9 protein-coding genes are annotated in these 13,459 nt (G+C 46.4%); 3 read left to right on the top strand and 6 right to left on the bottom strand.

Annotated features, from left to right (window positions below; all coding sequences use genetic code 11):
- Positions 1 to 31 precede the first annotated feature (31 nt).
- The 5 genes from rpiB to BQ8014_RS07480 form a co-directional block, all read right to left on the bottom strand.
- Positions 32 to 469 (bottom strand): ribose 5-phosphate isomerase B, encoded by a 438-nt coding sequence (gene rpiB, locus BQ8014_RS07460; RefSeq protein WP_080903826.1) that lies wholly within the window; start codon positions 467 to 469, stop codon positions 32 to 34.
- Between the two features lie 54 nt (positions 470 to 523).
- The gene (locus tag BQ8014_RS07465) at positions 524 to 2,557 is read right to left on the bottom strand and encodes a transketolase family protein (RefSeq protein WP_080903827.1); all 2,034 of its coding nucleotides are present in this window, start codon (positions 2,555 to 2,557) and stop codon (positions 524 to 526) included.
- A gap of 65 nt (positions 2,558 to 2,622) precedes the next feature.
- Positions 2,623 to 3,774, bottom strand: coding sequence for a galactokinase (galK, locus tag BQ8014_RS07470; protein ID WP_080903828.1), 1,152 nt, complete (start codon positions 3,772 to 3,774; stop codon positions 2,623 to 2,625).
- 105 nt (positions 3,775 to 3,879) lie between these two features.
- On the bottom strand, positions 3,880 to 5,166 hold the full coding sequence (locus BQ8014_RS07475) for an MFS transporter (RefSeq protein WP_080903829.1): 1,287 nt from the start codon (positions 5,164 to 5,166) through the stop codon (positions 3,880 to 3,882).
- A 38-nt stretch (positions 5,167 to 5,204) separates the two neighbouring features.
- The gene (locus BQ8014_RS07480; protein WP_080903830.1) at positions 5,205 to 6,281 is read right to left on the bottom strand and encodes an aldose epimerase family protein; all 1,077 of its coding nucleotides are present in this window, start codon (positions 6,279 to 6,281) and stop codon (positions 5,205 to 5,207) included.
- Positions 6,282 to 6,401: 120 nt separating this feature from the next.
- On the opposite strand from BQ8014_RS07480, the gene BQ8014_RS07485 reads away from it, so the two are divergent.
- The 3 genes from BQ8014_RS07485 to priA all read left to right on the top strand — a co-directional run bounded on the left by BQ8014_RS07485 (position 6,402) and on the right by priA (position 11,301).
- On the top strand, positions 6,402 to 7,721 hold the full coding sequence (locus BQ8014_RS07485) for a hypothetical protein (RefSeq protein WP_234998006.1): 1,320 nt from the start codon (positions 6,402 to 6,404) through the stop codon (positions 7,719 to 7,721).
- A 505-nt stretch (positions 7,722 to 8,226) separates the two neighbouring features.
- Positions 8,227 to 8,829, top strand: a complete 603-nt coding sequence (locus BQ8014_RS07490; protein WP_080903831.1) for a porin family protein — start codon at positions 8,227 to 8,229, stop codon at positions 8,827 to 8,829.
- A 6-nt stretch (positions 8,830 to 8,835) separates the two neighbouring features.
- Positions 8,836 to 11,301: a replication restart helicase PriA gene (priA, locus tag BQ8014_RS07495; protein ID WP_080903832.1), complete on the top strand. Its 2,466-nt coding sequence runs from the start codon at positions 8,836 to 8,838 to the stop codon at positions 11,299 to 11,301.
- A 46-nt stretch (positions 11,302 to 11,347) separates the two neighbouring features.
- Here priA and BQ8014_RS07500 read toward each other — a convergent pair whose 3' ends face one another.
- Complete coding sequence (locus BQ8014_RS07500) at positions 11,348 to 13,384, bottom strand: HD family phosphohydrolase (RefSeq protein WP_080905873.1); 2,037 nt, start codon at positions 13,382 to 13,384, stop codon at positions 11,348 to 11,350.
- Positions 13,385 to 13,459 lie beyond the last annotated feature (75 nt).

Here is a 13,459-nt window from a genome sequence, read left to right on the forward strand (position 1 = left end):
AGCTCTTTTGCCAGGATTACACGTTCGGATCTTAATCCTTAACCGGTATCTTTTGGATGCGTCTAAGGTGCCTTCCCCCTTCAAAAGATGTCAGGAGGAAGTTGTCCACAATGGCTGAAGCCTCTTCTTTCGAGACAAAGCGCGCGGGCATAACCAATATATTTGCATCATTGTGAGCACGTGCTAACCGGGCAATCTCTTTTTCCCAGCAGAGGGCGGCACGGATCCCCTGATGCTTGTTTAAAGTGATGGCAATGCCGTTACCGCTGCCGCACATCGCTATTCCCGGATAAACTTCTCCTGCTTCGACAGCCTTAGCCAAAGGGTGTGCATAATCTGCATAATCGCAACTTTCGACTGAATAAGAGCCGTAATCCTTATAAGGGATACCTTTGGCATCTAATAATTCTTTTACGAATTCCTTAAGTTCATATCCGGCATGATCGCTTCCTAATCCAATTGTTTTCATATATAAAGGTGAGGCTGTGCCAAACAGACTGTTGACACAACCTCGATTTAGTTTTTATTTTGTTAAAAGGGCTTTTACTTGTTGATATACATTCTGAGCTGTAAATCCGAGCTTTTCATCCAAAACTTTATATGGAGCAGAGAATCCGAATGATTCGAGTCCCCAGACCGAACCGTTTGTACCGACCAGTCCTTCTAATGTGACGGGTAATCCGGCGGTCAAGCCGAATATCTTGCTTCCCTTGGGAAGAATTGATTCCTGGTAGTTTTCCGGCTGACTCCGGAAAAGTCCTTCGGAAGGTACGGATACGATACGTACCCGTATGCCATCTGTCCGCAGCAATGCTGTCCCTTCCATTAAAGTGGAAACTTCGGATCCTGAGGCGAGTAAGATAACGTCCGGATGAGGATCTTCCTCCACGATATAGGCGCCTTTTGCTGCCTGAAGCGCTTCCTTATAGCGGGATTCTTTGGCAGGCAAATCGGTAACGTTTTGGCGGGAAAGAATCAAAGCCGTCGGTGTAGACGTGTTTTCTATTGCCAGTTTCCAGGCAACCGTTGTCTCTATCACATCCGCCGGACGAAGCACCAACATCGAGTTCTGTCCTTTATGATTCTTTAATTTCTCCAGCAGACGTACCTGTGCTTCCTGTTCCACCGGCTCATGCGTCGGGCCGTCTTCGCCTACGCGGAAAGCATCATGTGTCCAGATGAATTTGACGGGGACTTCCATTAAGGCTGCCATACGGATTGCCGGCTTCATATAATCGGAGAAGACGAAGAATGTTCCACAAGCGGGGATTACTCCTCCGTGAAGTCCCATGCCAATGCAGATACAAGCCATTGTTAACTCCGAGACCCCGGCCTGGAAGAATGATCCGCTAAAGTCGCCCTTTTGGAAGGCATGCGTCTTTTTCAAGAACCCATCCGTTTTGTCGGAATTGGAAAGGTCAGCGGAAGCGCAGATCATATTTTCCACTTGGGTTGCTAAAACGCCTAATACGGTGGCTGAAGCAGTGCGGGTAGCTTGTCCCGGTTTCTGTTCGATGCCTTCCCAATCTATTTTGGGCGCTGCGCCGGAAAACCAGTTCTCCAATTTTTGTGCTAAGTCCGGATGAGCCTTTGCCCATGTCGCTTTGGCTGCATAGCGTTCGGCTATGATGGCCTCCAGTTCTTTGGCACGTTTGGCATACAACTCTGCCACTTCAGGGAATATGGTAAAAGGATGTTCCGGGTCGCCACCTATATTTATAATTGTCTTTTCGAAGGAAGCCCCGGCTGCAGAAAGAGGTTGGCCGTGGGTGGACACTTTAACTTCATAATTGCTCCCGTCCGGTGCGACAACTCCTTTACCCATTATGGTCTTCCCTATTATTAAGGTCGGGCGTTCCGTTTCGGCTTTAGCTTCGGTTAGCGCTTTTCTGATTTCGGAAGCATCATTTCCATGAATCGTGATAACTTTCCAGCCCCATGCCTCATATTTCTGGCCGACGTTCTCATGCGAGACTTCTTCCACTTTGGTCGATAGCTGTATATTGTTCGAATCGTAGAACATGATAAGGTTATCGAGGCCTAATGAACCGGCAATCCGTCCGGCTCCCTGGGAAATTTCTTCTTGTATTCCTCCGTCGGAGATGAAAGTATAAATCGTTTGCCCCATGACTTCTTCTCCAAAGCGCGCTTTCAGGAATTTTGCCGTGATGGCAGCCCCTACAGCATACGTATGGCCTTGGCCGAGCGGACCGGATGTGTTTTCGACTCCCCGGTGGATATTCACTTCCGGATGTCCCGGAGTTACACTTCCCCATTGGCGGAATTGAGCTAATTCATCCATTGTATACTTCCCTGTCAATGCCAAGACGGAGTAAAGCATAGGTGACATGTGCCCTGGGTCTAAGAAGAAACGGTCACGCCCTTCCCATGCCGGGTTTCCCGGATCGTATACTAAAAACTCTGCGAAGAGTACATTTATAAAATCCGCTCCTCCCATAGCTCCCCCCGGATGGCCGGACTTTGCTTTTTCTACCATGGAAGCAGCCAACACACGGATGTTGTCGGCTGCTCTGTTTAAAGTCTTGATATCATTCATTATACTTATTCTCTTGTCATTTGCTGCAAAAATAGAGATTCTTTCTGACTTCTCCTCCCTCTCTTTTAGCAAATCTTCCGGGCTCCGTCACTAATTACAACATCGTAAACTTTCAGATTCTTGTTATATTTCGCTTTATACGAGGAAATTGCTTTCTCTATAAAGGCATCGTATTTGTCTTCTTTTACCATGTTGATTGTACAACCGCCAAAACCGCCGCCCATGACACGGGAACCGGTAACTCCTTCTTCTTTTGCAATGTCGTTCAGGAAATCCAATTCTTCACAGCTTACTTCGTAAAGTTTACTCATTCCGTGGTGTGTTTCATACATCTTTTTACCTACGGTTTCGTAATCTCCGATTTCCAGCGCATCACAGACATCTAATACACGTTGGATTTCTTCTATCACATATTCCGCGCGCATGTAATCTTCAGCGCTGACAATGCTTTTTACTTCCTTGAGCATATCCAGGCTTACATCCCGTAAAAATTCGACATGCGGATGCGTTTTTTGCAGGGAAGCCACTACATTTTCACAACTTTTGCGGCGCTGGTTATATGCTGAAGAAGCCAATTCATGTTTAACTACGGAATCCAACAGAACGAGTTTGTAACCCGTAGGGTTGAACGGATAATATTGATATTCCAGCGAACGGCAATCCAGACGGATCAGACTTCCGGCTTTTCCGAATATGGATGCAAACTGATCCATGATACCGCAATTTACTCCCACGTAATTATGTTCAGTGGACTGTCCTATTTTAGCCAATTCGAACTTGTCGATACCCAGGTCGAATAAGTCGTTTAATGCAAAAGCATAAGTGCTTTCCAAGGCTGCAGAAGACGACATGCCGGCTCCCAAAGGTACGTCTCCTGAGAAGGCCGTATCAAATCCGCTGATCTTTCCACCCCGTTTGATAATCTCCCGGCAGACACCGAAGATGTATTTTGCCCAACTGGCTTTGGGCGCATCCTCTTCGTTGAGGCCGAATTCTACGAAATCTTTCAAATCGATGGAGTAGGCGCGTACTTTATTTGTACCGTTCAGTTTGATTTCGGCAACCATTCCCTTATCGATCGCTCCGGGAAAAACGAAGCCGCCGTTATAATCGGTATGCTCGCCGATTAAGTTAATGCGTCCTGGTGAGGCGTATACTGAGCCTTCAGATCCATCAAAATGTTTTTTAAAACGACTTCTTACATGTTCTATATCCATGATAAATACGATTAATAGATGATTAATTGGAATAAAAAGAGATTGTCTGAATCCATTGTAGTAGATTAGACAATCTCATCTGTTTATAAATTATAATTCTCTCTTTTATTCAACAGGTATGTCTTTATTTACATTCTTGCTTCCAACGACTGCATAGTATAATAAATAGGCGAGACCGAGGAAGATGACCAAATAAGAAATTTGATAACCTGCTATGCTTACGATTAAACCCTGTATCCAAGGTAAAATTCCACCACCGCAGACAAGTACCATAAAGATACCGGAAGCTGCAGCCAAGTATTTACCTAAGCCCTCTACTGCAAGATTGAAAATACCACCCCACATGATAGAGGTACATAGACCTACAAGTAAAAGGAGAAGGGCATTGATAGGCACTTCAGCCAGGCCAAATCCCAGTGCGCCGACAGCATTGGTCTGCAAAACGGGTACATTTATTAATGTGGAAACAGGTAATAACATGGCAAGTGCAACAAGTATCAATCCTACGATCGAGGTGATTGTAAGCATCAATTTGCTGGAAACCTTATCGCCGATGGAAGCGCCCACCAAACGTCCGATAAGCATCAAGAACCAATACGTTCCGCAAACGAATCCGGAGATAGTAGGTGCGATTCCAATCTCTTTCACAAGCCAAAGGTCAAGTACACCCGGTGTACCTACTTCAACACCTACATAAACGAAAATAGCAATAGCGCCAAGTACGAAGTGACGGAATTTTAAAGCGCCTAACATTAAAGAACTAAGCGGTTCTTTTACTTTTTCAGCGTGTGGTTCAGGTAAGGTTGAAAGCCCTAATACGATGAATGCAAATGCGAATACACCCATAGCAATGAAGAGTACGGGATAGACATCCGTAATACTTGTTGATTTTGTTATTTCGCCTACAAGCACGCCCACCAGCATAGGAGTTATTGTTCCCATAACGGAGTTGAATGAACCACCAACCTGAATCAACTGATTGCCTTTGTTACCGCCGCCGCCAAGTGTATTCAGCATAGGGTTAACTACCATGTTGAGCAGACACATCGAGAAGCCTGCAACGAAAGCGCCAATCAAATAGATAACAAAGCTTTGTTGACCACCGGATAGATACTGGATGAAAACACCGACGATACCGATAGCTATCGCTATCAAGGCTGTTTTCTTGTAACCCAATCTTTCCAGCATGATACCGCCGGGAATACCCATGACGGCATAAGCGATAAAGTTAGCCAAGTTACCCAACAGTCCCATTGCAGGCGATACGTCAAATTGAGTGATTAATATTTTGCCCATTGGGGCTGCGAGGTTGGTAACGAATGAAATCATACCAAACAGAAAAACCATTATAATAATGGGTAACAAATAGTTTTGTTTGTTCTGTTGTGTCATTTTTTTATTTATTTGTTTAGTTGGTTAATAGATCCTGATTATTGAATTGTGAATTTATAGATAGTTTCGCTAATAAACTCCTCTCCCGGACGGAGAATCGTAGACGGATAACCCGGTTCGTTCGGACTATTGGGAAAGTGTTGTGTTTCAAGGCAAAGAGCTGCTCGTGCCGGATAGCGTCGGCCGTTCTTTCCTTCGAAATCGCCCGTCATCCAATTGCCCGTATAGAGCTGGACACCCGGTTCTGTTGTGTAGGCTTCCATAACAATGCCGGTTTTGGGTGAGATGCAACGTGCGCAGAAGGATAATTCGTTTCCTTCCTTATTTAATATGAACGTATGGTCGTAGCCTTTTCCGAAGATCAACTGTTGGAATGGTTCGTCGATCCGTTCGCCTACGGTATGGGGTGTACGGAAATCCATGGGGGTTTCGGCTACTTTTTCCTTCGGACCGTAAGGAATGGCGGTTTCGTCAGTCGGGAGGTAATAATCGGCATGGATTGTAAGCAGATGATCATCGATAGATGGATCACCGGCTCCCGAAAGATTGAAATAAGAATGGTTTGTAAGATTCAGTACCGTGGGTTTGTCGGTCGTCGCCTGATAATGGATTACGACTTCGTTTTCATTGGTCAGATGATAAGTTACGGTGGTGCATAACGTACCGGGAAAGCCTTCTTCCCCGTCCGCCGAAACATAATTTAATTCAACCGTCTGTCCGTCTTTTTTCTTCAGATCCCAAACGACTGCATTAAAACCCTTGATCCCTCCGTGCAGGCAGTTAGGCCCGTTATTGATCGGCAATTTGTCATAAAGTATGCCGTCGATTGTGAAGCGCCCTTTGGCAATCCGGTTTCCATAGCGTCCGCAAATAGCTCCGAAGTATGGTTCTTCCGATGATAGATATGCGTCAATAGAAGGATGACCGGTCACGATATCCGTCGGTTTTCCGTTTCGGTCGGGGACTATGATCGATACTATTTTAGCACCATAATTAGTAATAGCTACTTCTGCTCCTTTATCGTTTTTGAGTATGCAGAGTTCTGTTTCTTTTCCGTCTATGTTTTTGCGAAAGTCCGCAAAATATAACCCGGAAAGTGCGTCTTTACTTTCCATTATTAATGGTATTAATTGTAATTGCGTGTAAATTTACTTCCTTCTTCAGAACTATGGTTGGATAAAAAAGATGTTATAAAGCATAAAATAGTTTCTTTCTATTCCAAATATAGGAAATTGATGAAAAGTAAAGCGGATTTCGATAAATACAGTCTTATTTTTCTAAGTTTGCATTCAAAAATTGATGATATGAAGTTCCTTCTTTCCAAACAACTGCTCGGATTTGTTTTCCTGGTCTCCTTTGGTTGCCTCGCCGGCTCTAACGTAGCGAATGCCCAACTGGCCGATAAGGTTTATTCCGGTTTAGCCGGTTATAAAATCGAACCTGGAAAGGAGAAACAACTTTTCCTCGAATTGGATAACCTGAATTTTTTCCGGGATAACGAATATTCGACGAAGATGTTGCGGGGATACACCCTGCCCGGCTTCTGGCTACAGGCTAAGGCGGTCTACTATCCCCTGCCGAATCTGAAGATAGAAGGCGGTTTGCATAATCTTTGGTATTGGGGAGCGGTACGCTATCCGGAGGCAACCTTTCAGAGTCTTCCTACGTGGCAGGGCAAAGGGCATTCCGGGAAAGTCCATTGGCTTCCTCTTTTGCGCGCTCATCTTTCGCTCAACGAACATTTCGATCTCGTCTTCGGCCATCTTTACGGAGGGACGAACCACGGTTTGATAACACCGCTTTATAATCCAGAACTGGTGATGACGGCCGATCCCGAAACCGGCTTGCAGCTTCTTTTTGATTCGGAGCATTGGACGGCTGACCTTTGGGTGAATTGGCAGAGCTTCATTTTCCAGACGGATACCCATCAGGAAGCCTTTACCGTCGGCCTTGCTTCCCGTTGGAAATTGAATGATCCGGAAGCTCCGCTACATTTCTATGCGCCTATCCAAGTGCTGGCACAACATCACGGAGGTGAAATCGACACGATTACGGTCAATTCTGTGCAGACGGAGTTGAATGGGGCGATTGGCCTCGGCGCCGTGTGGAACGTCCGGCATGGAGCTTTGCGTAAGGTCAACGCCTCCGTTAATTATACAGGCTACTATCAGGAGTCGGGAAATCTCTGGCCGAAGGACCGGGGATACGGCCTATATGCCAACCTTTCGGCCGATCTGTCCAATTTCCGTTTCAGGGCCGCTTACTGGCAAGCCCATGACTTTTTCCCCATCCTCGGCAGTCCTCTCTATGGTGTGTCCACCTATAAATCGCCCGACTTGCTTATGGATAACCCCAAAACGCTGATTTTTGGAATTGAGTATGCACGTTCGTTGGGGAAAGGCTGTTCCTTCGGTGCAGACGTGGAATTCCTGAATCATTTTTCCGGCGACCTCTATACCACCGACGGACAACCTTCGGGAGATTCACCCGAAGGTAGCTTCTCTTTTGGAGCCTATCTTCGCTTTAACCCTTCCGTTTTATTGAAAAAATTCTGATTAATAAGACTGTTTTTTGGGGGGACTGGCGTTATACATTAATATAAATACAACCTCTCATTTAAATCACGTACACATTAAAAAGATGGATATGGGGGCTGTGTCAAGAGAAAATCCTGTAAAAAATTCATAACTGTCAATGCGCGCATTCATAACTATGAATCCGCTCGTTCATAGTTATGACTGCACTTATTCACTACTATCATTTTTTCAGTTAATAAGCAATGACTTTTGGCGCACCCTCGTTTAGATCCGACGCAGCTTTTGACGGATGATAGAAGAAGCGGCGCATAAAATCTACCGAGATCGGTCAATAGTCAGCGAAAAGTGCATCTATGCATTGATTATCAAATAAATAACAGTTTAACGCCTTGCCTGATTTTTTTATTTGCGAAACTTTGATATAAAATAAAAAAACTATATTTGTGGTGTGGTACATCAGAATTTAGTTCTGCTTCTTGTTTTAATATCGTAACGAATTTATTAATCGGAAGATATCTTGAAAATGAAGAAAATAATTTGGGCTTTTGTCGCCCTATTCAGTTTAATGCTCTCTCCCGCAAACGGACAGGTCGGTTTGGGAATACAGGGAGGAGTCAATATTGCAACCGCTTCTTTCGATAAGGAGATATTGGATGCAGACAATGTAACCGGCTTCCAAATCGGCCCCGTACTGGAAGTCATGTTCCCTTTCACCGGAGTGGGATTTGATTTAGCTCTGTTATATTCGCAGAAAGGATTTGAGCATAGGGACGAGGGGATTGTAAATGATTTTTTGGAAGTTCCTTTCAATTTGAAATGGAAGCTGGATTTACCCGTCGTAAAGCCTTATCTGGCTGCCGGGCCTTATGTCAGTTTCCGTATCGGAGGGGATCAGGATTGGGAGGTTACGTATGGTGGCATAACGGATCAGATCCGCTCCAAAAATTTTGCCGCCGGCGTCAATGTCGGGGGTGGTGTGGAACTGCTGAACCATTTGCGCGTCGGATTGACACATAGCTGGGGATTAACGGATAACTATTCGGTATCGAAAGGAAATCTGGGGGACGTCCTGAATGGCAAGGGCAAAAGCCGCACCTGGTCCATTACTGCCGCTATTTTGTTCTGATTTCATATGGAATATGTTGATGTAATACTTCCTTTACCATTAGAAGATAGTTATTTATATCGCATTCCTCCGGATTTTAACGGTAAGGTGAAGCCCGGTTGCCGGGTGATTGTCCATTTTGGGAAAAGGAAGTATTACACGGGACTTGTGATGACGGTATACGACCACGAACCTCCGCATGTGAATTATGAGATAAAGGAGATTTTTGCCCTTCTGGATCCTTTCCCGGTGCTTCGCCGCCCGCAACTACGCTTTTGGCAGTGGATTACCTCTTATTATCTCTGCAAATTAGGTGAAGTTTATAAGGCGGCGCTGCCCGCGGGTTTGAAGTTGGAGAGCGAGACGACGGTGACCTGTGTGCCGGGCTTTGAGGGAAAGGTACCTTTGAAAGCTACGGAGCAGGCCATTTTGGATGCTTTCCCTCCGGGTGGAAAGCTGACTGTTGCCGAACTGGAACGCAAAGCCGGCATTCGGAACGTGATTCCCGCCCTTACTTCCTTATTGAATATGGGAGCCGTCTGGATTCATGAAGTAATTAAACCGGGATTTGCCCCGAAAACCGTCACATTTGTCCGCCTTGCTCCCGCTTACCGGGATGAATCGCATTTGTCGGAGGCCTTTGCTTCGTTGAAGAGGGCTAAGTTGCAGGAAAAGCTGCTTCTTGCGTTTTTAGACCGGAGCCATGCTTTGAATGAACATTATGCGAAGGAAATTTCCAAGAAAGAAATCCGGGAGTCGACCGGCATCTCCGTCCGGTCATTGGACAGTCTCGTAGAGCGGGGCATCCTGGAATATTATGACCGGGAGACTAGCCGCCTGCAAGTGCCGGTTTGCCGCCTGCGCCCTCCGGAGCGCTTGACTTCGGAACAGCAACAGGCCTATGACGGCATCCACGATTCATTTAAGGAAAAAGAAGTTTGCCTCCTGCAGGGAGTCGCTTCAAGCGGGAAAACCGAAATTTATATCCATCTGATCGAAGATGCGTTGAGCCTGGGGCGGCAGGTCTTATATTTATTGCCGGAGATTGCCATCACGACGCAGATTACGGAACGGTTGGCGAATTATTTCGGAGAAAAATTGCTGGTCTATCATTCCGGCTTTTCCGATAACGAGCGTGTTGAGGTCTGGAACCGCCTTTTACAGTCGAAAGACGCGGGCGTGATCCTGGGTGTCCGTTCTTCCCTTTTCCTTCCTTTCCGTGATCTGGGTTTGATTATCGTGGATGAAGAGCAGGAGACGTCTTATAAACAACAAGATACGGCGCCCCGTTATCATGCGCGGAATGCGGCGATTGTCCTGGCCCGGATGCACGGGGCAAAAACCTTGTTAGGTTCGGCGACGCCATCGATCGATACCTATTATAATGCGCTCACGGGGAAATACGGGCATGTAGAACTGGCAACCCGCTACGGCGGGGGAGAACCTCCGGAGGTGCAACTAGTGGATATAAAAGAGTTACGCCGGAAAAAAATAATGAAGGATACTCTCTTTTCCCCTTTGTTGAAGCAGTCGATCGAGGAAGTGCTGGCAGAGGGGGATCAGGTAATCCTGTTTCAGAACCGGCGGGGCTTTGCGCCGGTTGTCGAATGCAAGGCTTGCGGTTGGGTGCCGCATTGCGTCAATTGCGATGTGAGCCTGACATATCATAAATATCAAAACCGGTTGGTTTGCCACTATTGCGGCTATTCGATTCCAATGCCTGGGAAATGCCCGGAATGCCACCAACCGGAACTTCGCATGATGGGTTTCGGTACGGAAAAAGTGGAAGAGGAGGTTGCTTCTTTGTTTCCTTCTGTAAAGGCAGAACGGATGGATATGGACACGGCGCGTACAAAGCGGGCGTACGAGCGCATCCTCTCTGATTTTGAGGCCGGCAAAAGCCGTATCCTGATAGGAACGCAGATGCTTTCGAAGGGATTGGATTTCAGCCGGGTTGGTGTAGTTGGCGTCTTGAATGCGGATGCCTTAATGAATTTTCCCGATTTCCGGGCGCATGAACGGGCTTTCCAACTGATGGTGCAGGTAAGCGGCCGCGCCGGGCGAAGGGACAAACGGGGTAAGGTGGTCATACAGACCTCGCAGCCGGATCATCCGCTGCTGCAAATGATCCGTAGTTTTGATTATAAAAGGATGGCTGAAGGCCAGTTGGCGGAGCGTAAACTTTTCCGCTATCCCCCTTACTACCGGCTGATCGTTATCGTGATGCGGAGCAGGGACGAGACGCTTCTCCAGGAAATGTCCCGGTTGTATGGCGAAAAACTGAGGACGCCATTCGGCGATCGCGTCTTAGGACCGGTTACTCCGGTCGTGAATCGGGTTCAGACGTTCTTTGTGCGTAAGTTATTTCTGAAGATAGAGATCACGGCCAATGTCGCATCGGTCCGCGAAATCCTGGGGCGGATTTACCGGGAGATGCAGGACACGCCCGGCTTCAGGCAATTGCTGGTTCATTATGATGTGGATCCGCTCTGACTCCGGCCTCCCCGGTTACAATACGGAGGGGCGGTGGGTTTACTTATTATTTCTTCAACTCGGGATAGCTGATCCGTGTGTGATACATCGTTTTCAGTTTCTCCATAAATACTTTTTTAATCGTCTCCACATCACGGAAAGTGACGGGGGCGTCTTTCAATAAGCCGTCCTCGATCTGGCTGTCGATGATTCTATTTATCAGTTCCATAATGCTTTCGTCCGTGTATTCTTTCAAACTGCGTGAAGCGGCCTCCACGGAGTCGGCCATCATCAGGATCGCCGTTTCCTTGGTGAACGGGTTTGGCCCCGGATAAGTGAATAATTCCTCATCGATTTCTTTGTCAGGATATTTATTCTTAAAGGAATTATAAAAGTACTTTGTCTTGCCGCATCCATGATGCGTACGGATGAAGTCGATGACTGCCTGGGGCAGTTGCGCTTTCTCTGCCATCTTGACGCCTTCGGGGACGTGGCTGATGATAATTTGCGCACTTTCCTCGAAACTCAGTTGGTTGTGAGGGTTGACCCCTTTCTGGTTTTCCGTAAAGAAAACCGGGTTGACCATCTTCCCTATGTCATGATAGAGGGCGCCGGTCCGAATTAACTGCGTATCGGCTCCGATTCGCGAAGCAGCCTCCGAAGCCAGTATGGATACTTGCAGGGAGTGTTGGAATGTTCCCGGACAGGTTTCAGACAGCCGTTTAAGTATCGGATTATTGATGTTCGAGAGTTCTACCAAAGTAATCGGGGACACATAGCCGAACGTTTTCTCCATCATATAAATCAGGATGTAAGAGAACATCAACAGGATAAAATTGATACCGAAGTAGAGAAGCATGATCCAGCGTATCTTGTTGTAGTCCCCTCCCTGGTAGAGGGTGATGCTCAGATAGGTGATCACATACGCCAGGAAGATGAAGAAGGCGCAACTGATCAACTGGGATCGTTGCGATAAGTCTTTCAGGTTAACCAGGACAATCAAACCGATAATCGTCTGCATCAGTAAAAACTCGTGCGGGAACGGGGCCATCAACGAACAGAGAAGTACGGTCGTCAGATGCGTAAACAAGGCGGTATGCGAGCTGAAAAAGGTTCGGGTCACAATCGGAACGATCGCATAAGGCAGGATATAAATGTTGGATAGCTCGAACCGGACGGCAATTTCCGTAAGGATACACGAAACGAGGATGCACAGCAATACAAAAATGGAGTTTCTCCTATTTGTTAATATCCGTGGATTAAAGGAGGAAAGGTACTGCCAGAAACAAAACATAATTCCGAATACCAGAATGAATTGTCCCAATAGCACGATTCCCTGCCGTTGCGAACCGCCGGCTTTGGATTCATAGACGATCTTCAACGACCGCAGGATATTGTAGGTATGCATATCTATGATTTCCCCACGGTCTACGATCCTTTCACCTGCCTGTACCATTCCGGTCGACTGCGGTATGTTTTGTATTTTATCAGCCAGGACTTTTTCCGACATCTCTTTGTCGTAGGAAATATTTTCCTTCAGGTATAGGTTGATATCGCACGATTGCAGGATTGTTTTGTCCAGATAGGAAGGTATTTTGTCGATAATAAATTCATAGGCTGTCTTTACCGTATAGAAACCCTGTATTTCCTTGGGCTGGGAGATGTTTTCTTCCAGGAGATTGATGCGGGTATGCTGTTCCCTCAACAGCTTGTCCTGGTCTATAGCCAAAAGAATACCCTTTTCGTATACTTCGGCCAGCCGCCTTTCGATGTATTGCAGGTAGGCAGGAGGAACCTTCTGGCTTAAATTTGCCTTGTAGTTTTCCCGCAGTTTCTTTATGGCATTGGTTTTTATCTCCGGGTTGATGCGGTAATAAGGTTCGAAGAAGCGGGTCACACTGTCCTTCTCCGTCTTGATTTCACCTTCCGTTTTATAGATGGGAAAGTCGCTCGGGGCAGTAAGCAAGCCGTACCGCCAAGGCTTTCCTTCGTAGAACACATACCGGAATTTTCCGTCTCGGGGGAAGAACCATCCGATCAGAAAAGCCGTTATTATAAAATAGATAAGGGTTTCAACCCTAATATTTAGTTTTTTAAACTTCATCCCTTCTTTCATTTGCAGGCGAAATGTACATAAAAAAGTTTACTATCAGAAAAAAAAGCTCTACTTTTGCGGCAC

The organism is Parabacteroides sp. Marseille-P3160, assembly GCF_900162725.1.
Taxonomy (GTDB): Bacteria; Bacteroidota; Bacteroidia; order Bacteroidales; family Tannerellaceae; genus Marseille-P3160.